Source organism: Eleftheria terrae, from assembly GCF_030419005.1.
In the GTDB taxonomy this organism is placed as follows: Bacteria; Pseudomonadota; Gammaproteobacteria; order Burkholderiales; family Burkholderiaceae_C; genus Caldimonas; species Caldimonas terrae.
Window position 1 is genome coordinate 131,492 of sequence record NZ_CP106952.1, and the last position, 20,714, is coordinate 152,205.

Sequence of the window (20,714 nt, forward strand, 5' to 3'; positions counted from 1 at the left end):
TGGCGCATGACGCTCACCGCTGCCTTTCGCCGCCGCCTGGCCCCCGCCCTGCTGATGCTGCTTGTGCTGACGGCCGGCTGCAGCGTGCTGGACACCCAGCAGCGCCGCTGGATCTTCCAGCCCCAGGCGATGCCGGCGGCGCCGGCCGAAGCGGGCGTGGAGGAGGTGTGGCTGGACTTCACCTCGGCGGTGTCGGGCGAACCGGTGCGGCTGCATGCGCTGTGGCTGCCGCAGGCAAAGGCCGACGCGCCAGTGCTGCTCTACCTGCATGGCGCCCGCTGGGGCGTGACTGGACGCGCCAGCGGCGAGCGCATGCACCGCATGCACGCGATGGGTTTCAGCGTGCTGGCCCTGGATTACCGCGGCTTCGGCCGCAGCACCGCCGTCCTCCCCTCGGAAGCCCTGGCGCATGAAGACGCCCGCGCCGCCTGGCGCTGGCTGCAGGCCCGGCGCCCGGACGCGCCGCGCTACCTGTTCGGCCATTCGCTGGGGGGCGCCATCGCGGTGCACCTGGCCACCGAACTGCCCGACCTGCAAGGCCTGATGGTGGAAGGCACCTTCACCTCGGTGGCCGATGTGTTCGGCACCCTGCGCTGGGGCTGGCTGCCGGTGCGCTGGCTGATCACCCAGCGCTTCGACTCGGCCGCCCGCATCGCCGCCATCAAGGCACCGGTGCTGGTGGTGCATGGCAGCGACGACACGGTCATCAAGCCCGAGCTGGGGCGTGCCCTCTATGAGCGCATCACCGCACGCAAGCGCTTCGTGCTGGTCGACGGTGGCACGCACAGCAATACGCACGCGCTGGCCGAGCCGCAGTACCTGGCCGCGCTGCAGGACTTGTTCGGCTTGAAGCCGTGAGGGCCCGCGACGTGGTCCAATCCGGGATTCAGCCCCCAGTTCCTGTTTCCGGATGAGCCAGCGCCCCAAGATCTCCCTGCCCCCTGCCGCCAAGGACAAGGCCCACCCGCGTCGCGACCGGCCCCCGGTGCGCGGCGCCGGCTCGGCCCCGCGCAAGCGGGCCGTCGCTGGCGCGGTGCCGCCCGAGCGCGACACCCCTGGCGGCAGCACGCCGGCCGAGCCGCGCGACCCGGCGGCCCGTCCCCGCCCCGCCCAGGCCCAGGCCGCGGCCCGCTCTGCCTCGCCACCCGCTGCCCCGCAGCGCGGCGCTGCCCGAGGCGCCGGCGCGCCCTACCCGGCATCGCCGCAGCGCCCCGCGGCGCAGCACGGCAAGGCGACACACGGTGCACCGGCCGCGCCGCAACGCGCCGCTGCCCGCGGCGCCGCCTTGCCCCCGGCCGTGCTGCCACAGCAGCCGGGCGCCAAACGCAGCGACACCGCACGCCATACACCGGCTGCCCCCGGCGCCGGCCCGGCGCCGGCCCGCCTTGCAGCGCCTGTGGTGAAGTCGGACGACACGCGGCCGCGCCTGTCCAAGCGAATGAGCGAGCTGGGCCTGGCCTCGCGGCGCGAGGCGGATGAATGGATCGCCGCCGGCTTTGTCTCGGTGGATGGCCAGCAGGTCACCGAACTGGGCGTGCGCGTGTCGCCCGAGGCGCGCATCAGCGTGGACCCGGCCGCCCGCTTGCAACAGGCCCAACGGGTCACGGTGCTGCTGAACAAGCCGATCGGCTATGTCAGCGGACAGGCCGAGGACGGCTACGAGCCCGCGGTGGTGCTGGTGACGCCACAGAACCACTGGGCCGGCGACAAGTCGGGCACCCGCTACCAGGGCCAGCACTTGCGCGGGCTGGCGCCGGCCGGGCGCTTGGACATCGATTCCACCGGACTGCTGGTGCTGACACAGGACGGCCGCATCGCCCGGCACCTGATCGGCGAGGACTCGACCGTCGAAAAGGAATACCTGGTGCGTGTGCAGTACGGCCGGCCCGGCCGGCTGCCCGACGTTGTCCCGGCCGAAGACCTGCAACTGCTTCGCCACGGGCTGAGCCTGGACGGCAAGCAGCTGCAGCCCGCCAAGGTGTCGTGGCAGAACGAAGACCAGCTGCGTTTTGTGCTGCGCGAGGGCCGCAAGCGCCAGATCCGCCGCATGTGCGAGGCGGTTGGGCTGAAGGTGGTGGGCCTGCGGCGCATCCGCATCGGCAGCGTGGTGCTGGGCGACCTGCCGGTCGGCCAGTGGCGCTACCTGCGCGACGACGAGCGCTTCTGACGGCGAGCGCGGCGCCCGGCCAGGTCCGCCGCTACTTGCGCAGGCCCAGCAGCAACAGCACCGCGCCTCCGGCCAGCGCCGCCGCACCGGCCCAGGTCGGCACCGGCCGCTCGGTCTGCACCTGGGCCTTGAAGTCACCCAGCTGGAAGACGGTCTCGCTGGAGGTCAGGGACAGGCCCTTGAGCAGGATGAACCCGCCCAGCGCGATCAATCCGGCGCCCAGCGCCGCCAGCAGCAGTTTTTTCATCACGTTCTCCGATCCCTCTTTCGGCCGACGCCTGCGGACTCAAGGTCCATCGCCGTTTTCGGCCCCCACTTTCGCCATCAGCGCCCGGGCCTGCGGCGCCCAGCTGCCACCCAGGGCCAGCGCCTGGCGCGCGGCCTCACGGGCCTGGGCACGGCGGCCGAGTTCGAGTTCGACGCTGCCATGGTTGATCCAGGCGGCGGCGCTGCGGTGCTGCCGTGCGACGCCGGCAAACACGGCACTGGCCTCGACCTTGCGGCCGGCAGCATACAAGGTATTGCCCCGGCCCATCTGCAGCGTCAGGCTGTGCGGCCAGCGGTCGGCCGCGACGGCATAGGCCAGCTCCGCCGCCGGCGCCGGGGCGACCCGCTCGAAGGCGATCAGCGCCTGGGTGGTCTCCACCTCGGTGGCGCTGGCGGCGAGCCGGCCGGGCGGCAGGGCCACGAAGGCCCAGTGCCGCGAGCGCGCCCAGGTGTGCTCGAAGGTGCGCATGCGCATTTCCTGGCGTCGCTCGTGCCCGGAGCGCAGCAGCACCGTCTCCCGGTCGAGGTCGTATCCCACCACCACTGCGTAGTGCCAGGTCGGCGCCATCGGCAAGGCCAGGTTCTGCAGGATCAGCACCGGTGTGCCGGCCGCCACCTCGCGGAAGACCGCGGGCAGCTCCGGCGGCAGCAGCACCGCGACCGCGCCGTGGCGACGCGCAGCGGCCAGCATTTCCACCTGCAGCGAGCCCTGGCGGCCGGGCAGGTACACCTCCGGCTGCAGCTCGGCCGGCGTCACGGGCAGGCCGGCAGCATGCATCACGGCGGCCAGTGTTTCCGGGCCGCAGAGGTAGCGCTGCTCCTGCGGGAAGAAGGGCGTCTCGGTCAGCTCCGCCTGGCGCGGCAGGCCGGCCATCTCATCGCGGCGGCGGCCGAGCAGGGCCGCCGTCTGCACCGCACAACCGGTAAGGCCGAGCAGGCCCAGCCCGGCCACGAGCAGGCGACGGCGCCCGCTGCAGGACGGCACAGGCAGGAGGCAGCCGGCCGCCGGCGGCCGGGCAAGTCGAACGGGCTTCAGCGGATGGAGCGGGTGAAGGGGAAGATCTTGGTGAAGCCGAGGATGTCGGTCACCAGCAGCAGCACGAATACGAACACCGCCACGCCGAGCACGTCGCCACCGGCCGGGGCCTCGTCGATGCGGGCCATCAGTTCGCTCGCTTCTGCGTCGCTGAGCGCGGCGATGCGAGCGCGCGCCAGCTCGGCGGACACGCCCCACTCCTGGAGCCGCGCCACCAGTTCCGGGCGCTCCAGCTGGCTGGCCAGGCGCTGGCGCTGCAGGTCGCCGGCCGGGCTCTGCGCCGCCACCTCCTGCGCGACCTGTTCGGTGGTGATCAGCGTGGCCGACACCGGTTGCGCCATGGCGCCGAAGCCGAGCGAGAGCGATACGGCGCAGGCCGTGGCACGCACAAAACGCGACAAGGAGCGGGACATGAGGGGGTCTCCTTCAAGCAGCGATGGTCGAGGTGTGTTCTGTTCCCTTGCGCCGCGCATGCTCGCGTGGGGGCACGGGACCGGCCGTGCGGGCAAAAAGCGCAGCGGCGCGCAGGGAGAGCATTTTGGCGGGAAAAGGCGCCTCGTCGCGCGCGGCAAGGTGAGCGACTGTTTATGCCGCCGCGGCGGCTCTGCTACGCTGCGCGCATGTTGTGCCTGCCAGAGATCGCCCCACCGGCCGCCGCTGCGGCCGACGGGCGCCCCCTTTCCCTGCCTCCCCGAGCAGACGCGCCCGCCGCGGGCGTCGCCCCATGACCGCGCTGGACTGCATCTGCCTGGCCGGCCCGACGGCCGGCGGCAAGACCGCGGCCGCGCTGGCCGTGGCGCAAAAGCTGCCGGTGGAGATCATCAGCGTGGACTCGGCCCTGGTCTACCGCGGCATGGACATCGGCACCGCCAAGCCGACGCCCGCCGAGCGGGCTGCGGTACCGCACCACCTGATCGACCTCATCGATCCGACCCAGGCCTATTCTGCGGCGCAGTTCGTGGCCGACGCGACCCGGCTGATGGCCGAGATCCGGGCGCGCGGCCGGCTGCCCTTGCTGGTCGGCGGCACGATGCTCTACTACAAGGCCTTGCTCGATGGCATGGACCCGCTGCCGGCCGCCGACGCCGAAGTGCGCGCCGAGCTGGACGCCGAAGCCGCCGCGCTGGGCTGGCCGGCGATGCACGAGGCACTGGCCCGGGTCGACCCGCTCACCGCCGCCCGCCTGGCGCCCAACGACGCGCAGCGCATCCAGCGGGCGCTGGAGGTGTGGCGCCTGTCGGGCCAGCCGCTGTCGTCCTTCCACACCGACCGCTTTGGCGCGGGCCGCAACCGGCCGACACCGCCGGCTCCGCTGATCTCGCTGGAGCCGCGCGAGCGCGGCTGGCTGCACCGGCGCATCGAAGCCCGCTTCGCGCAGATGCTGCAGCAGGGGCTGGTCGACGAGGTGCAGCAGCTGCGTGCCCGCGGCGACCTGAGCCTGGCCCTGCCTTCCATGCGCTGCGTCGGCTACCGCCAGGTGTGGGAGATGCTCGACGGCCTGTTCCAGGCCTCGGCGCTGCCCGAGCGCGGCGTCACCGCCACCCGCCAGCTGGCCAAGCGCCAGCTCACCTGGCTGCGCGGCATGCCGCACCGCCAGGTGGTGGCAAGCGACGATGCCGACGCCCTGGACCAGGTGGTGCAGCGGGTGCAGCGCCTCGTGGCGTCCTCGGAGCTGGCTCGATGACGACCGTCCTGCAGGTGCGAGGCCTGGGCAAGCGTTATGGCGACGACTGGGTGTTCCGCGACGTCACCCTCGACGTGGCGCCGGGCGAGTTCGTCGCCATCCTTGGCGAATCGGGTGTCGGCAAGTCGACCCTGCTCAACTGCATTGCCGGGCTGGACCGGCCCGATGCCGGCGAGATCGAGGTGCAGGGCCAGGCGATCCAGCGCCTGCCCGAGGCGGCCCAGGCGCATTTCCGGCGCCGCCACCTGGGCTTCGTGTTCCAGGCCTTCCACGTGTTGCCGCATCTCAGCGTGGCGCAGAACGTCGGGCTGCCGCTGATGCTGCTGGGCCAGCCGGACGATGGCCGCATCGAACAGGCGCTGCAGGCGGTCGGGCTGGCCGGACTGGGCGAGCGGCTGCCGCAGCAGCTGTCGGGCGGGCAGTTGCAGCGAGTGGCGATCGCCCGGGCCCTGATCCACCGGCCGGCGCTGATCCTGGCCGACGAGCCCTCGGGCAACCTGGACCCCGCCACCGCCGCCCGGGTGATGGACGCGCTGGTGCAGCAGGTGCAGGACCACCGCGCCGCGTGCGTGCTGGTGACCCATTCGCTCGGCGCGGCGCAGCGTGCCCACCGCGTGCTGCGGCTCACCGCCGAGGGCTTGCGCCCGGCCCGGGCCGCCGACGCCGCTGCCTGAGTGGGCCGCAGCGGGGCTTGAGCGACGTCAAGCCGGCAGGCCGGCCCGCCACCTACAGTGAGGTGCTTGTCTTCACACACCTCAAGCAAGCCCGCCATGCCGATCGAACTGTTCAACCACCAGGGGCACAGCTGCCTGATGTTCACCGATCTCTCCAGCGAAGGTGGCGAGGCGGTGCAGGCCAACCAGTTCCTGGTGGTGCACCAGGACAGCGGCGCCATCATCGACCCGGGCGGCAACCTCGCCTACAGCGAGTTGTACCTGGGCATGACCCGCCATTTCTCGCCGAGCAAGCTGTCGGCGATCCTGGCCTCGCATGCCGATCCCGACATCATCGCCTCGCTGGATCGCTGGATGACGGCCACCACCGCGCCGCTGTACATCTCGCGGGTCTGGGAGCGCTTCGTGCCGCACTTCTGCAAGGCCGGCAAGACGGAAGGCCGCATCGTGGGCATTCCGGACGAAGGCCAGTACATCCCCGTCGGCACCAGCCACCTGATCGCGCTGCCGGCGCACTTCCTGCATGCCGAAGGCAACTTCCAGTTCTACGACCCGGTCAGCCGCATCCTGTTCTCGGGCGACCTGGGTGCCTCCATCGGCACCGGGGAGCAAGCGGGCGACACCGTCACCTCGCTGGCCGGCCACCTGCCCCGCATGGAAGCCTTCCACCGCCGGCTGATGGTGTCCAACAAGGTGCTGCGCCACTGGGCGCAGATGGTTCGCCCGCTGGACATCGACATGATCGTGCCGCAGCACGGCGCGCCGCTGCGCGGCGCCGCCGTGCCGGAATTCATCGAATGGGTGCAGGGCCTGAGCTGTGGCATCGACCTGATGAACGACTCCCACTACGCGGTGCCGCCCCGGCCGCGCCAGCTGCAACGGGTGAGCTGATCGCCTTCAGGCAGCGCTGGCTCCCCGGCGGCCGGCACTGGCCACGCAGACCCGGTTGCGCCCGCCACGCTTGGCTTCGTACAGGGCCACGTCGGCCTCGTGCACCAGGGCGTCCAGCGTCGGGGTCTCGGGGCGCAAGGCCGCCACGCCGAGGCTGACCGTCACCTCCACCGTCCGGCCGCGCCAGGCGAGCGAGAGGCCGGCCACCTGGTCGCGCATGCGCTCGGCCATGGCCAGCGCTCCGGCCAGGTCGGTCTGCGGCAGCAGGACCACCAGCTCCTCGCCACCGAAGCGGGCCAGCAGATCGGTGCTGCGCAGCGTTGCCCGGCAGGCCAGCGAGATCTCGCGCAGCAGCACGTCGCCACACTGGTGGCCATGGGTGTCGTTGACCTGCTTGAAATGGTCGGCGTCGAGCAGGATCAGGGCCAGCGGGGTGCCGTAGCGGCGGGCCCGCAGCAGCTCGGCCTCGCCCAGTTCGACGAAATGGCGCCGGTTGAAGCTGTCGGTCAGTTCGTCGGTGATGGCCAGCTGGCGGATCCGCAGGCGCGAAGCTTCCAGCTCGTAGAGCAGCTTGAGGATCACGTAGCCGGTGACCGGCGCCACCGACAGCACGCACACCGCCGTGGCGAACAGCGCGGGCGGCAAGGCGCGCCCGGCCAGCACGGTGATCAGCGTGGTGATGGACATCGACGCGGCCAGCACCAGCCCGGTGTACAGCAGGTTGGCACGCGCAAGGCCGATGCGCAGCACCCAGCGGCGCAAGCGGTCCCAGCGGGACGGCGGTGCTGTGGCAGGGCAGGGACGGAGGCGGGCTTGCACGGCGGGCACGGCGCAAAAAGCGGCGATGGTGACATGAGCCTCGCGGCTTGTGTGCGTTTCGGGCCCTTCAAACGCGGGGGAGACCCGACGAGCACCGCACAATAGGCGGGTGTCGTCCGCCCCTGTCTCCGCCTCCCTTGCCGCCCGCCCCGCCACGAGCCATGCCGTGCCCGGCGCCATGGCGGTGCTGCCGCCGCTGCTGGCGCGCTATTCCTGGAGCGAGCTGCGCCACCATCCCTGGCGCCACCTGGCCGCCGTGCTCGCGGTGCTGCTGGGTGTCGCGCTGGCATTCTCGGTGCACCTCATCAACCAGTCGGCCCTCAGCGAGTTCAGCGCTGCCGTGCGTTCCGTCAATGGCCAGCCCGACCTGGAGCTGCGAGGGCCGCAGGCCGGATTTGACGAAACCCTGTATGCGAAGGTTGCACAACATCCCCAGGTGTTGCACGCCAGCCCGGTGGTGGAAATCGACACCTATGCCCGCCACCCCGGGGGGGAGCGCCTGGCGCTGCGCATCGCCGGCATCGATGCCCTGGCGGCCGGCCCGCTCGCGCCGGCCCTGCTGCCCCGCCTGGCCGAAGGCGAAGACCGGCTGGCGCTGTTCGACCCCTCGGCCGTCTGGCTGAACGGGGCGGCCCAGCAGGCACTCGGCGTCGCGCCGGGCGGCTGGCTCGAGGTCTCGCACGGGCTGGCGTGGCGACGGCTGCGGGTGGCCGGCAGCATTGCGGCCGCCGGGCCGCCGCTGGCGGTGATGGACATTGCCGGCGCGCAAAGCCAGTTCGGCCGTCTGGGCCGGCTCTCGCGCATCGACCTGCAGCTGGCCAGCGGCGCCCTGCCCGAGACGGTGCGGCGCGCGCTGGCGCTGCCGGCCGGCGTGCAGGCCATCGCGCCACAGGATGCCAGCCAGCGCATCTCCAACGTGTCACGCGCCTACCGCGTCAACCTGACGGTGCTGGCCCTGGTGGCGCTGTTCACCGGCGGCTTCCTCGTCTTCTCGGTGCTGTCGCTGTCGGTGGCCAAGCGCCTGCAGCATTTCGCGCTGCTGGGCGTGCTGGGCCTGAGCGCGCGCGAGCGCCTGCAGCTGGTGGTGGCCGAGGCGGCCCTGCTCGGCCTGCTGGGCAGCACGCTCGGGCTGGCCCTGGGCACCGGCCTGGCGGCGCTGGCCCTGCGGCTGCTGGCCGGCGACCTGGGCGGCGGCTATTTCCCCGGCGTGACGCCGGCCCTGCAGTTCTCGGCCGGTGCCGCCCTGCTCTATGGCGGCCTGGGCGTGGCCGCGGCGCTGCTCGGCGGCTGGCTGCCGGCACGTGCCGCCCAGGGCCTGGCGCCGGCCCAGGCACTCAAGGGCCTGGGCGACCTGCGAGCCGGCCACGGCCGGCGCGGCCTGGGCCTGGCGCTGCTGGCCGCTGGCGGCCTGCTGGCCTTGCTGCCGCCGGTGGCCGGGCTGCCAGTGTTTGCTTACCTGTCGGTGGCAGCGCTGTTGGTGGGGGGCATTGCCTGTGTGCCCGATGCGGTGGGCCTGCTGCTGCTGGCCTGCGGTCGCCGCGTGCGCCAGCCGCAGGCCCTGCTCGCGCTGGAACGGGCCCGTCGCATGCGGCACAGCGCCACCGTGGCGGTGGCCGGCGTGGTGGCCAGCCTCAGCCTGGCGGTGGCGCTCACCGTGATGGTGGCCAGCTTCCGCGACTCGGTGGCGCGCTGGCTCGACGCCGTGCTGCCGGCCGACCTCTATGTGCGCACCGCAGTCAGCACGGCCACCTCGGAGGCGGTCTTCCTGCCGCAATCGCTGGTGCAGGCGGTCGGCCGGCTGGACGCGGTGGCCCGGCTCGACACGCTGCGGGTGACCAGCCTGACGGTGGACGCGGCGCGTCCGCCGGTGGCCCTGATCGCCCGCAGCCTGGACCGTCCGGAGCGCAGCCTGCCCCTGACCGGCGAGCTGCTGCCCCCGGTGCCCGGCACGGTCGGCCTGTATGTGAGCGAAGCGATGGTGGACCTCTACGGCGCCCGCCCCGGCACCCGCCTGCAGCTGCCGCTGCCGGGCCAGGCCGCCGGCACGCTGGACGGCGTGGTGCGCGGCGTCTGGCGCGACTATGCCCGGCAGCACGGCTCGGTGGTGGTGTCGGCGGCCGACTTCGTGCACCACACCGGCGACGAGCGCGTCAACGACCTGGCACTGTGGCTGCGCGAAGGCGCCTCGATGCCGCAGCTGCAGCAGGACATCCGCCGCCTGAGCGGCGATCCGCAGTTGCTGGACTTCGCCTCAGCCGGCGAGATCCGGGCCCGCTCGCTGCAGATCTTCGACCGCAGCTTCGCCGTGACCTACTGGCTGCAGGCGGTGGCGGTGGCGATCGGCCTGTTCGGCATCGCCGCCAGCTTCTCGGCCCAGGTGCTGGCGCGGCGCAAGGAGTTCGGACTGCTGCAGCACCTGGGATTCACCCGCGGACAGGTGCTGGCGGTGGTGGCCGGCGAAGGCGCCGCCTGGACGGCCGCCGGCGCCGTGCTGGGGCTCGGCCTCGGCCTGCTGGTCAGCGTGGTGCTGGTGCATGTGGTGAACCCGCAGAGCTTCCACTGGAGCATGGACCTGCAGCTGCCCTGGGGCCGCCTGCTCGGCCTGTGCGCCGCGGTGATGGCGGCCGGCAGCCTGACCGCCTATGTGGCCGGCCGGGCGGCCGCCGGGCGCGACGCGGTGCTGGCCGTGAAGGAGGACTGGTGATGACGACGACACCCATGCGCCGGCGCGCCTGGCTGCAGGCCGCACTCGCCGGCCTGGCCGGCGGGCCGCCGGGCTCGTGGGCCGCCAGCGCGGCGGCGACCGGCAAGCCGCCGCCGGTGCGGCCCGGCGTGGCACTGGCCTTCCCGCGCGACTTCGGTGCGCACCCGGCCTACCGCACCGAGTGGTGGTACGTGACCGGCCAGCTGCAGGCGCCTGGCGTGCCGCGAGGCTTCGGGTTCCAGATCACCTTCTTCCGCTCGAAGGTGGATGTGGCGGCCGGCAACCCGAGCCGGTTCGCGGCCAACCAGCTGGTCTTCGCGCATGGCGCGGTGACCGACCTGCAGGCCGGCCGGCTGCTGCACGACCAGCGCATCGCCCGCGCCGGCTTCGGCATTGCCGAAGCGGCGGATGGCGACACCGACGTCCGCCTGCATGGCTGGCAGCTGCGCCGCAGCGGCCCCCCGGGACAGAGCCGCTACGAGGGCCGGATCGAATCCCGCGACTTCGCGTTGCAGCTCGACCTGCGCGAGACCCAACCCCTGCTGCTGCAGGGCTCGGCCGGCTATTCCCGCAAGGGCCCCCTGCCGCAGCAGGCGAGCTACTACTACTCGCAGCCCCACCTGGCGGTGCAGGGGCGCCTGCGCGCCGGCGGCCGCTGGCACGAGGTGACCGGCCGCGCCTGGCTCGACCATGAATGGAGCCAGGAGCTGCTGGACAAGAGCGCCAATGGCTGGGACTGGATCGGCATGAACCTGGATGACGGCAGCGCGCTCAGCGCCTTCCGGCTGCGGCGCGCCGACGGCAGCAGCCTGTGGGCCGGTGGCAGCTGGCGCCCGCCCGGCGGGGAGGCGCGCAGCTTCGCGGCCGACGAGGTGCGGCTGCTGCCCGGCCGCCGCTGGACCAGCCCGGCCACCCGCGCCAGTTATCCGGTGGCCTGGACGCTGGAGACACCGGCTGGGCGGTTTGGCGTGCAGGCGCTGCTGGACGCCCAGGAGCTCGACAGCCGCGCCTCCACCGGCGCGATCTACTGGGAAGGCCTGAGCGACCTGGTCGATGCCAGCGGCCGCCGGCTGGGCAGCGGCTACCTGGAGATGACCGGCTACGCCGACCGGCTGGCACTCTGAGCTGCCGGCGGGCGGCGGCCGCCGCCGGCGCTTGGCGGCGGCGCCTGCCCGCCCGCACCGCGCCGGCCGTTCCCGGCGGCCGGCCTCAGTGGGCGCCGCCGGCGTCTGCCGCCGCGGTGCCCTTGCGCGGCCGCGTCATCCACACCATGGCGATCAGCGCCACGAACAGGAAGGCGGAGGCCAGGAAGATGTCGTCGGCCGCCCGCGTGAAGGCCTGCTGGTCCATCAAGCGGTTGATCTGGGCGGCGGCCTGCTCGGGGCTCAGGCCGGCGGCGGCGAGCTTGCTCATGGCCTCCTGCATCACCGGGTCGGTCGCCGGCAGGCGTTCGGCCAGGTGGGTGTGGTGCAGCGCCGCCCGGTTCTCCCACAAGGTGGTGGACAGCGAGGTGCCCATCGCGCCAGCCGTGATCCGCACGAAGTTGCTGAGCCCCGAGGCAGCCGGGATGCGGTCCGGCGACAGTCCCGACAACACGATGGTGTTGAGCGGGATGAAGAAGAACGCCATGGCCGCGCCCTGCATCAGCGTGGGCACCAGGATGGTGTTGAGGTCGGCCTGTGGCGTGAAATGCGAGCGCATCCACAGCACCAGGCCGAAACCCAGGAACGCCACCGTGGCGAGCCAGCGCGCATCGAGCCGCGCCACGTTCTTGCCGACGATGGGCGTCAGCAGGATGGCCAACAGGCCCACCGGCGCCAGCGCCATGCCGGCCGCCGTCGCGGTATAGCCCATGTACTGCTGCAGCCACAGCGGCAGCAGCACCACGTTGCCGAAGAACAGGCCGTAGCCGACCGCGAGCGTGAGCGAGCCGAGCGTGAAGTTGCGGCCGGCGAACAGCCGCAGGTCCACGATCGGGTGTTCCTCGGTCAGCTCCCAGGCCAGGAAGACCGCCAGGCCCACCACCGCCACCACCGCAAAGGCGATGATCTCGTTCGAGTGGAACCAGTCCAGCTCCTTGCCCTTGTCGAGCATCATCTGCAGGGCGCCCACCCACAGCACCAGCAGCGCGATGCCGATGCCGTCCACCGGCAGCGTGCGCCGCGGCGTCTCACGCTTGGCGTAGATGCTCCAGGTGACGCCGGCCGCCAGCAGGCCCACCGGCACGTTGATGTAGAAAATCCAGGGCCAGGACATGTTGTCGGTGATCCAGCCGCCCAGCAGCGGGCCCATGACGGGTGCCACCAGGGTCGTCATGGCCCACATGCCGAGCGCGCTGCCGGCCTTGGACTTGGGATAGCTCGACAGCAGCAGCGTCTGCGACAGCGGGATCATCGGCCCGGCCACCAGGCCCTGCACCACGCGGAAGGCAATCAGCATCTCCAGCGTCGGGGCGAAGCCGCACAGCCACGATGCCAGCACGAACAGCAGCACGCTCACGGTGAACAGGCGCACCGCGCCGAAGCGCTGCGTCAGCCAGCCGGTCAGCGGTACCGAGATGGCGTTGGCCACGCCGAAGCTCGTGATCACCCAGGTGCCTTGCGTCGGGCTCACGCCCAGGTCGCCGGCAATCGCCGGCAGGGACACGTTGGCGATGGACGAGTCGAGCACGTTCATGAAGGTCGCCAGCGACAGCGCCAGCGTGCCGAGCACGAGCGAGCCGCCCTGCAGGGGCGGCGGCGGGACATAGCCCGCGGAAGACGATGCAGCGGGTGCACTCATGGCAGGGGCGGCTTTCAGGAATGGCTGGCGCTGGCAGCGCGGGCCTGTGCCTCGGCCCCGTGCGCACCGCCACGCACGGCCTGGCGGCCGGCGGTCCGGCCGTTGCGGCCGAGGTGGCTGGCGATGATCTTCTTCACCTCGGCGTCGGCGTCATGGTTCACGCGGTCGAACACCGCGGTCTGCGCCACCGGCTCACGCCGCGGCGCATCGGCCAGCGTCTTGCCGCCCTGCTCGGTCACGTCGACACGGGCCTCCATCGACAGGCCCACACGCAACGGGTGGGCCTCCAGCTCCCGGGGGTCCAGCCCGATGCGCACCGGCACGCGTTGCACGATCTTGATCCAGTTGCCGGTCGCGTTCTGCGCCGGCAGCAGCGAGAAGGCAGCGCCGGTGCCGGCCCCCAGTCCTTCCACCTTGCCGTGGTACTCGACCTTGTTGCCGTAGACGTCGGCCGTCAGCGTCACCGGCTGGCCGATGCGCAGGCGCTGCAGCTGGCTTTCCTTGAAGTTGGCATCGACCCACACCTGCTTGAGCGGGATGATGGACATCAGCGGCGCACCGGCCTGCACCCGCTGCCCCACCTGCACGCTGCGCCGCGCCACATAGCCTTCCACCGGCGCCGGCAGCTCGGCCCGCTTGAGCGCCAGGTAGGCCTCGCGCACCCGGGCCGACGCGCGCTGCACGTTCGGATGCTGCTCGACGGTGGTGCCTTCGGTCAGTGACTCGTTCGAGCCCAGCTGCTGGCGCGCCGCGGCGACGGCCGACTCGGCCGCCGCCACCGCGCTGCGGGCGGCGGCCAGCTGGGTGTTGGCATGGTTGAACTCTTCCTTGCCCACCGCACCGGTGGCCACCAGCGGCGTGCGGCGGTTGACATCGTCCTGCGCCCGGGCCAGTTCGCTGCGGGCCCGCGCCAGGTCGGCCTCGCGCAGCGCGATCTGCGACTGCAGCGCGCCGTTGTTGGCGAACAGCACCCGCACCTCGCGCACCGTCTGGGCCAGCTGGGCCTCGGCCTGCTCCAGCGCCACCCGGGCATCGGCCGGGTCGAGCCGCACCAGGGTCTGGCCGGCCTTCACATAGTCGGTGTCATCGGCCTCGATGGCCAGCACGGTGCCGCCGACCTGCGGCGTGATCTGCACCACATGCCCTTGCACATAGGCGTTGTCGGTGGTCTCGCTCTGGCCGGCGAACAGCAGGTGCCAGGCGGTGTAGCCGCCGCCCACCAGCAACACGGCGGCGGCGATCAGGGTCAGCGACTTCTTGCGCCGCGCCTTGCGGGTGGCGTTGATGTCATCGGCGGCGGGGGTGGCGTTCTGGGTGCTCATGGCTTGCTCTTGTCTTGCGGGTGTTCAGGTTCAACGCTGCGCAGCGGCCAGCGGTGCGGCGGAGGCGGACTCGGCTGCGTAGCCGCCACCGAGCGCCCGCATCAGGCCCACCTGGGTGTCGAGGGCGCGGGCTTTCAGGTCGGTGGACTGGCGGCGCTGCGCCAGCACATGGGTCTCGGCGCTCAGCACGGTGAGGTAGCTGCCCAGGCCGGCCCGGTAGCGCTGCAGGGCCAGGTCGTAGGCGCTCTCGGCGGCGGCCGCCGCCGCCTGCTGCTCGCGCTGCTGGCGCAGCACCGAGCGGGCCGAGGCCAGCTGGTCGGCAACATCGTGCACGGCGTCCAGCACGGCGGCGTTGTAGCTGCCGACCGCGGCATCCAGGTCAGCCGTCTTGCCGCGCAGGCCGGCCCTCAGGCGGCCGCTGTCGAAGATCGGCAGGCGGATGGCCGGACCGACCCCATACTGCTGGCTGCCGCTTTCCAGCAGCCGGTCCAGCCCGATGGACGACAGCCCCACGAAGGCCGCCAGGTTGATGTTCGGATAAAACTGCGCCTTGGCCGACGCAACGTCGCGCGTGGCCGCCTCGACGCGCCAGCGGGCCGCCTCGACATCGGCGCGCCGGCCCAGCAGGTCGGCCGGCAGCTCCTGCGGCAGCGGCATCAGGCTGGCCGCCTGCAGCCGGGGGTGCAGCCCGGCCAGCGCGGCCGGCGGCTGGGCGGTGAGCGCGGCCAGGGCATTGCGCGCCAGCGTGATCTGTTCGTCCAGCGCTTCGAGCTGAGCCCGCGTCTCGGGCACCGCCCCTTCGCCCTGGCGCAGCTCCACGTTGGTGTCCAGGCCGGCTCGCACGCGCTGGCTGATCAGGCCCAGCAGTTCCTGGCGCTGGGCCAGCGAGCGGGCCGCCACCTCGCGTTGCTCGATCAAGCGGCCGAGCTGGAAGTAACCGCGGGCCACATTGGCCGACAGCAGCACGCGGGCCGCCTCCACATCAGCGGCCGCTGCGCGCTCCGCGCCCAGGGCCGCATGCAACGCCGCCGCATGACGGCCGAAGAAGTCCAGCTCCCAGCTGGCGCCCAGCTGCAAGGTGGCCGTGGTGGCCATCGAGCCGGCCATCGGCTTCGGCACCATGCCGTTCTCGGTGTATCGCTGGCGGGTGGCGTCGAAGCTGCCGTTCACCTGCAGCCCACCGGCGGCGTCGGCCAGGCCGGCCGCGGCGGTGGCGCGCTGCAGCCGGGCCTGCGCCACCTGCAGGTTGGGGTGGTCGTGCAGCGCGCGGTCCACCAGCGCATCCAGCGCCGGATCGCCGAAGCCGCGCCACCACTGCACCGGCACGGCGGCCGCGGCGGGTTGCGCGTCGCCGGCCGGAACTCCGGCCGCAGCAGGGGCCAGCGCCCGGGCCTGCGGCTCGATGCCCGAGTAGCTTGCGCAGCCGGCCAGCACCAGGGCAGCCAGCAAGACAGTGCCAGCGCGATGTCCAAGGTGGGGAATCAAGACCTTCATCGTCGAACCTTGCTCCAGCTGTATTTGCCTAGGCAACAATAAAACTAAAAAAAATCGGGTGCAGGTCACCCGGCTTGTGGCGGCCGTTCATTCTTCGGCGTCGCGCAGCGCTTCGCCGTTGGCGATCATGCGGCGCAGGTAGCTTTTCAGCGTCTGCCACTCCGCCTCGGAGAACCCGGCCAGGTAGTGGTTCAGGATGTCCGAGAGCACCCCCGGCACCTGGTCGGCCAGGCGCTGCCCCTCCGGGGTCAACTCGATCTGCACGACCCGGCGGTCCTCGGTGGAGCGCACGCGCCGGCACAGGTCCTTGGCCTCCAGACGGTCGAGCAGGCGCGTCATGGCGCCGGTGTCGGTCTGGGTCTGGCGGGCCAGCTCGGCCACCGTGGTGGCCTCGCAGGCGCGGATCTTGTACAGCGGCGACCACTGTGCATGCGTCAGCCCGTGTGGCGACAGCTTGCGGTCGACCGCCTGGCCGATCAGGCCGATGACCCGGCGCATCAGGTAGCCGACGCTTTCGTCCGCCGTGTAACCCTCGGCTTGGTAGAACTCGGCAGGAACAGGAGCTTGCGACATGGGAGGGATATTACTTGCCTAGGCAACTGTTGTCAAGGCAGACGTATCGGCGGCAGCTGGCACCCCTGGCCGGCACCTCCCCTACACTGCCGCGATGGCAGACGCACCTCCCTCCTCCGGGCCGGCACGGCCCCGCGCGCGCACCGTCCGGCCGCTGGCCGGGCTGGCGCCCTTTCTCCAGCCCTACCGCGGCCGCATCGTGCTGGCCGGGCTGTTCCTGGTCTGCGCGGCACTCAGCACACTGGCCTTTCCGGTGGCATTGCGCGGCCTGATCGACCAGGGCCTGGTGGCGGCCGATCCCGGGCAGCGCCTGCTTGCCCTGCGTGGCCACTTCCTGATGCTGTTCGGCGTGGGCGTGGCGCTGGGCTGCTTCTCCGCCGCCCGCTTCTACATGGTGACGTGGCTGGGCGAGCGCATCACGTCCGACCTGCGCAACGCCGTCTACCGCCATGTGGTGACGATGAGTCCCGAATTCTTCGAGACCACCCGCACCGGCGAAGTGCTGTCGCGCCTGACCACCGACACCACGCTGGTGCAGACGGTGGTCGGCTCCAGCCTCTCGATGGGCTTGCGCAACACGGTGATGGGCCTGGGCGCGCTCGCCATGCTGGTGGTGACCAACCCCTACGTCATGACGCAGGTGCTGGGCATCCTGGTGCTGGTGGTGCTGCCTTCGCTGTGGTTCGGGCGGCGGGTGCGCACGCTCTCGCGCGCCAGCCAGGACCGGGTGGCCGACTCCAGCGCGCTGGCGGCCGAGGTGCTGAACGCGGTGCCGGTGGTGCAGAGCTACACCCAGGAAGCCCATGAGGCGCGCCGCTTCGACGCCTCCACCGAGCGCGCCTTCGCGACCGCGGTGCGGCGCACCCGGGCCCGCGCGGTGCTGGTGGCCTTCATCATCATTGCCACCTTCGCCGCGCTGCTGTGGGGCCTGTACCAGGGCACCCAGGCGGTGCTGGAGGGCCGCATCAGCGCCGGGCACCTGGGCGAAACGGTGGTCTACGTGATCCTGCTGGTCAGTTCCGTGGCGGTGCTGGCCGAGGTGTACGGCGACCTGCTGCGCGCCGCCGGCGCCACCGAGCGCCTGGTGGAGCTGCTGCAGGCGCCCAGCGTCATCGCCTCGCCGGCACAGCCGCGCGCGTTGCCGGCCGTGCGCGGCGGCTCCTCGGTGCGGCTGCACGATGTGAGCTTCTGCTACCCGTCGCGCCCGCAGCAGCCGGCGCTGCAGCAACTGACGCTCGACATCCGTCCTGGCGAGACGGTGGCGCTGGTCGGCCCCAGCGGCGCCGGCAAGAGCACGGTGTTCCAGCTGCTGCTGCGCTTCTACGACTGCCAGCACGGGCGAATCGAGATCGACGGGGTGCCGCTGCGCGAGGCCTCGCTGCACGAGTTGCGCAGCCGCATCGGCATCGTCCCGCAGGACAGCGTGATCTTCTCGGCCGACGCGATGGAGAACATCCGCTACGGCCGCCCGGACGCCAGCGACGAAGAGGTGCATGCCGCCGCCCGCGCCGCCTTTGCCGACGGCTTCATCCGGGCGCTGCCCGAGGGGTATGCCACCTTCCTGGGCGAGCGCGGCGTGCGGCTGTCCGGCGGCCAGCGCCAGCGCATCGCCATCGCCCGCGCGATGCTGAAGAACCCGCCGCTGCTGCTGCTCGACGAAGCCACCAGCGCGCTGGACGCGGAAAGCGAGCGGATGGTGCAGGCGGCGCTGGAAGCCGCCATGCGCGACCGCACGACCCTGGTGATCGCCCACCGGCTGGCCACGGTGCAGCGCGCCGACCGCATCGTCGTGCTGGAGCACGGCCGCATCGTCGAGGTGGGCCGCCATGCCGAGCTGGTGGCGCGCGGCGGGCTCTATGCGCAGCTGGCCGCGCTGCAGTTCGATGCTCCCGAGGCCGATGCCCCCGAGGCGCAAGCGCTCGCGGTGTGACGCCGCGACGCGGCTGCCGCTGTCCGCCGGGGCGGTGCCCAGGGGGTACCTGGCCGCCCCGCGGCGCAAGATCGTCGCCCGGCGGATAATCCGCCCCCTGACCCTTCTTTTCCCCGCCCTGTCCCATGTCCGCCGTCCCTGCCCGCCCGGTCCGCTCCCAGTACGAAGACTTCATGCGCCATGTCTATACGCATGGCACGCCCAAGACCGACCGCACCGGCACCGGCACGCGCAGCGTCTTCGGGCACCAGATGCGCTTCGACCTCAACGAAGGTTTTCCGGCGGTCACCACCAAGAAGCTGCACCTGAAGTCCATCGTGTACGAGTTGCTCTGGTTCCTCCGCGGCGACAGCAATGTCCGGTGGTTGCAGCAGCACGGCGTCAGCATTTGGGACGAATGGGCCCGCGAAGACGGCGACCTCGGGCCTGTCTACGGCGTGCAATGGCGCTCCTGGCCAACGCCCGACGGCGGCCACATCGACCAGATCGCCGAGGTCGTGCAGACGCTCAAGACCAACCCGGACTCGCGCCGCATCCTGGTCAGCGCCTGGAACGTCGCCGAGTTGTCGAAGATGGCGCTGATGCCCTGCCACGCGCTGTTCCAGTTCTACGTGGCGGACGGCCGGCTCAGCTGCCAGCTGTACCAACGCAGCGCCGACATCTTCCTCGGCGTGCCCTTCAACATCGCCAGCTATGCGCTGCTCACCCACATGGTGGCCCAGCAATGCGACCTGGCGGTGGGCGACTTCATCTGGACGGGCGGTGATTGCCACATCTACAACAATCACTTCGAGCAGGTGGAGTTGCAGCTGTCGCGCGAGCCTTTTCCCTATCCGGTGCTGTCCATCAAGCGCCGGCCGGCCTCACTGTTCGAGTACGCCTGGGAGGACTTCGAATTGCTCGACTACCAGCACCATCCGCACATCAAGGCCCCGGTGGCTGTGTGAGCCCTCGGCGCGCGGGCCGGCCGGGCGGCACCACCGGCCGCGCGACTGGCACGCTGCCTGCCCGTCTGATCCGCGCGGCGCCCCGCCGCGCCCCGCCTTCCAAACCCTAGCGGCGCCCGCGCCACCATACCAACATGAGCCTGCCCGACCTGCCTGACCTGAGCATCATTGCCGCCGTCGCGCGCAATGGGGTGATCGGCCGCGACAACGCCCTCATCTGGCACCTGCCGGAAGACCTGCAGCACTTCAAGCGCACCACCCTGGGCTGTCCGGTGCTGATGGGCCGCAAGACCTTCGAGTCGATCGGCCGGCCGCTGCCCGGCCGCCGCAATGTGGTGCTGACGCGCGACCTGCACTGGACCGCCCCGGGCGTGGAGGAGGCACCGTCGCTGCAGGCCGCGCTGGAGCTGCTCAAGCACGCCAGCAAGGTGTTCGTCATCGGCGGCGCCCACGTCTACGCCGAAGCCCTGCCCCTGGTGGACGAGCTCGTGCTGACGGAAATCGACGCTGATTTCGAAGGCGACACCTACTTCCCCGACTGGGACCGCAATGCCTTCGTCGAGGTGTCGCGCGAGACGCACCGCTCGGCCGAGGGCTGGGACTACCACTTCGTCACCTACCACCGCAAACCCGCCGCTGCCGCATGAAGATCGCCACCTGGAACGTCAACTCCCTGGCGGTGCGCCTGCCCCAGCTGCTGGCTTGGCTCGGCGAGCACCAGCCCGAGGTGGTGGTGCTGCAGGAAACCAAGCTCACCGACGACAAGTTTCCGCTGGCCGAGCTGGCCGAGGCGGGCTACCTGGCGCAGTGCTTCGGGCAGAAGACCTACAACGGTGTGGCGCTGCTCAGCCGCGAGCCGGCGTCCGACATCGTCAAGAACATTCCCGGCTTCGACGACCCGCAGGCGCGGGTGATCGCCGGCACGGTGGGCGAGCTGCGGGTGATCGGCGCCTACTTTCCCAACGGCCAGGCGCCAGGCAGCGAGAAATTCGACTACAAGATGCGCTGGCTGGACGCCCTGCGCGAATGGGTGCGTGGCGAGCTGGTGCGCTACCCGCGGCTGCTGCTGCTGGGCGACTACAACATCGCACCGGAAGACCGGGATGTCCATGACCCGGTGGCGTGGGCCGGCCAGATCCATTGCACACCGGAAGAACGAGCCCATTTCCGCCAGCTGCTGGCGCTGGGCCTGCACGACGCCTTCCGGCTGTTCGAGCAGCCGCCCAAGCTGTGGTCATGGTGGGACTACCGCAACCTCGCCTTCCGCAGGAACCAGGGCCTGCGCATCGACCACATCCTGGTCAGCGAGCCGCTGCGCCCGCAGGTGAGCGCCTGCGAGATCGACAAGCTGCCGCGCAAGAACGAGCGCCCCAGCGACCATGCGCCCGTGGTGGTGACGCTGCAGCCCTGAGCCGGCCGATCGGC

Annotated in this window: 19 protein-coding genes; 11 read left to right on the forward strand and 8 right to left on the reverse strand. The window is 71.8% G+C overall.

The genetic code is table 11. From position 1 onward, the window contains the following. Nucleotides 1-6 precede the first annotated feature (6 nt). Nucleotides 7-858 (forward strand): alpha/beta hydrolase, encoded by an 852-nt coding sequence (locus N7L95_RS24930; protein WP_301260321.1) that lies wholly within the window; start codon nucleotides 7-9, stop codon nucleotides 856-858. A 52-nt stretch (nucleotides 859-910) separates the two neighbouring features. After that, nucleotides 911-2,167 (forward strand): pseudouridine synthase, encoded by a 1,257-nt coding sequence (locus N7L95_RS24935; RefSeq protein WP_301260322.1) that lies wholly within the window; start codon nucleotides 911-913, stop codon nucleotides 2,165-2,167. A 31-nt stretch (nucleotides 2,168-2,198) separates the two neighbouring features. Here N7L95_RS24935 and N7L95_RS24940 read toward each other — a convergent pair whose 3' ends face one another. Genes N7L95_RS24940 through N7L95_RS24950 form a run of 3 tightly spaced genes read right to left on the reverse strand, consistent with a single transcriptional unit; the run spans nucleotide 2,199 to nucleotide 3,883 of the window. Then, on the reverse strand, nucleotides 2,199-2,414 hold the full coding sequence (locus N7L95_RS24940; RefSeq protein ID WP_301260323.1) for a hypothetical protein: 216 nt from the start codon (nucleotides 2,412-2,414) through the stop codon (nucleotides 2,199-2,201). Between the two features lie 39 nt (nucleotides 2,415-2,453). Next, nucleotides 2,454-3,419: a PA2778 family cysteine peptidase gene (locus tag N7L95_RS24945; protein ID WP_301260324.1), complete on the reverse strand. Its 966-nt coding sequence runs from the start codon at nucleotides 3,417-3,419 to the stop codon at nucleotides 2,454-2,456. A 47-nt stretch (nucleotides 3,420-3,466) separates the two neighbouring features. After that, entirely contained in the window at nucleotides 3,467-3,883 is a 417-nt protein-coding gene (locus tag N7L95_RS24950; protein WP_301260325.1) for a PA2779 family protein, read from the reverse strand. Nucleotides 3,884-4,194: 311 nt separating this feature from the next. Here N7L95_RS24950 and miaA point away from each other — a divergent pair, with 311 nt between their 5' ends. From miaA to N7L95_RS24965, 3 genes are all read left to right on the forward strand, one after another. Continuing rightward, on the forward strand, nucleotides 4,195-5,154 hold the full coding sequence (gene miaA / locus N7L95_RS24955; protein WP_301260326.1) for a tRNA (adenosine(37)-N6)-dimethylallyltransferase MiaA: 960 nt from the start codon (nucleotides 4,195-4,197) through the stop codon (nucleotides 5,152-5,154). Continuing rightward, nucleotides 5,151-5,828, forward strand: a complete 678-nt coding sequence (locus N7L95_RS24960; protein ID WP_301260327.1) for an ABC transporter ATP-binding protein — start codon at nucleotides 5,151-5,153, stop codon at nucleotides 5,826-5,828. Before miaA ends, N7L95_RS24960 begins: the two co-directional genes overlap by 4 nt. 96 nt (nucleotides 5,829-5,924) lie before the next feature. Beyond that, entirely contained in the window at nucleotides 5,925-6,719 is a 795-nt protein-coding gene (locus tag N7L95_RS24965) for an oxygen-binding di-iron domain-containing protein (protein ID WP_301260328.1), read from the forward strand. Between the two features lie 6 nt (nucleotides 6,720-6,725). On the opposite strand, the gene N7L95_RS24970 is transcribed toward N7L95_RS24965, so the two are convergent. Further along, the gene (locus N7L95_RS24970; protein WP_301260329.1) at nucleotides 6,726-7,538 is read right to left on the reverse strand and encodes a GGDEF domain-containing protein; all 813 of its coding nucleotides are present in this window, start codon (nucleotides 7,536-7,538) and stop codon (nucleotides 6,726-6,728) included. Between the two features lie 178 nt (nucleotides 7,539-7,716). Here N7L95_RS24970 and N7L95_RS24975 point away from each other — a divergent pair, with 178 nt between their 5' ends. Both N7L95_RS24975 and N7L95_RS24980 read left to right on the forward strand, forming a co-directional pair. After that, nucleotides 7,717-10,242: an FtsX-like permease family protein gene (locus tag N7L95_RS24975; RefSeq protein ID WP_301260731.1), complete on the forward strand. Its 2,526-nt coding sequence runs from the start codon at nucleotides 7,717-7,719 to the stop codon at nucleotides 10,240-10,242. Continuing rightward, nucleotides 10,242-11,366, forward strand: a complete 1,125-nt coding sequence (locus N7L95_RS24980) for a lipocalin-like domain-containing protein (RefSeq protein ID WP_301260330.1) — start codon at nucleotides 10,242-10,244, stop codon at nucleotides 11,364-11,366. Before N7L95_RS24975 ends, N7L95_RS24980 begins: the two co-directional genes overlap by 1 nt. An 85-nt stretch (nucleotides 11,367-11,451) precedes the next feature. Here N7L95_RS24980 and N7L95_RS24985 read toward each other — a convergent pair whose 3' ends face one another. The 4 genes from N7L95_RS24985 to N7L95_RS25000 all read right to left on the reverse strand — a co-directional run bounded on the left by N7L95_RS24985 (nucleotide 11,452) and on the right by N7L95_RS25000 (nucleotide 16,412). Beyond that, nucleotides 11,452-13,023 carry a DHA2 family efflux MFS transporter permease subunit gene (locus N7L95_RS24985; RefSeq protein ID WP_301260331.1) on the reverse strand — a complete coding sequence of 524 codons (1,572 nt, stop codon included), beginning with the start codon at nucleotides 13,021-13,023 and terminating at the stop codon, nucleotides 11,452-11,454. Nucleotides 13,024-13,037: 14 nt separating this feature from the next. Then, on the reverse strand, nucleotides 13,038-14,345 hold the full coding sequence (locus tag N7L95_RS24990; RefSeq protein ID WP_301260332.1) for an HlyD family secretion protein: 1,308 nt from the start codon (nucleotides 14,343-14,345) through the stop codon (nucleotides 13,038-13,040). Between the two features lie 30 nt (nucleotides 14,346-14,375). Then, complete coding sequence (locus N7L95_RS24995) at nucleotides 14,376-15,839, reverse strand: efflux transporter outer membrane subunit (RefSeq protein WP_301260333.1); 1,464 nt, start codon at nucleotides 15,837-15,839, stop codon at nucleotides 14,376-14,378. Nucleotides 15,840-15,926: 87 nt separating this feature from the next. Further along, nucleotides 15,927-16,412: a MarR family winged helix-turn-helix transcriptional regulator gene (locus tag N7L95_RS25000; RefSeq protein WP_301260334.1), complete on the reverse strand. Its 486-nt coding sequence runs from the start codon at nucleotides 16,410-16,412 to the stop codon at nucleotides 15,927-15,929. Nucleotides 16,413-16,506: 94 nt separating this feature from the next. Here N7L95_RS25000 and N7L95_RS25005 point away from each other — a divergent pair, with 94 nt between their 5' ends. From N7L95_RS25005 to xth, 4 genes are all read left to right on the forward strand, one after another. Beyond that, nucleotides 16,507-18,342 carry an ABC transporter transmembrane domain-containing protein gene (locus N7L95_RS25005; protein WP_301260335.1) on the forward strand — a complete coding sequence of 612 codons (1,836 nt, stop codon included), beginning with the start codon at nucleotides 16,507-16,509 and terminating at the stop codon, nucleotides 18,340-18,342. A gap of 125 nt (nucleotides 18,343-18,467) precedes the next feature. Further along, nucleotides 18,468-19,289, forward strand: coding sequence for a thymidylate synthase (locus N7L95_RS25010; protein WP_301260336.1), 822 nt, complete (start codon nucleotides 18,468-18,470; stop codon nucleotides 19,287-19,289). Between the two features lie 134 nt (nucleotides 19,290-19,423). Beyond that, the gene (locus tag N7L95_RS25015; protein ID WP_435870116.1) at nucleotides 19,424-19,936 is read left to right on the forward strand and encodes a dihydrofolate reductase; all 513 of its coding nucleotides are present in this window, start codon (nucleotides 19,424-19,426) and stop codon (nucleotides 19,934-19,936) included. After that, entirely contained in the window at nucleotides 19,933-20,700 is a 768-nt protein-coding gene (gene xth / locus N7L95_RS25020) for an exodeoxyribonuclease III (RefSeq protein WP_301260337.1), read from the forward strand. Before N7L95_RS25015 ends, xth begins: the two co-directional genes overlap by 4 nt. Nucleotides 20,701-20,714: the final 14 nt, after the last annotated feature.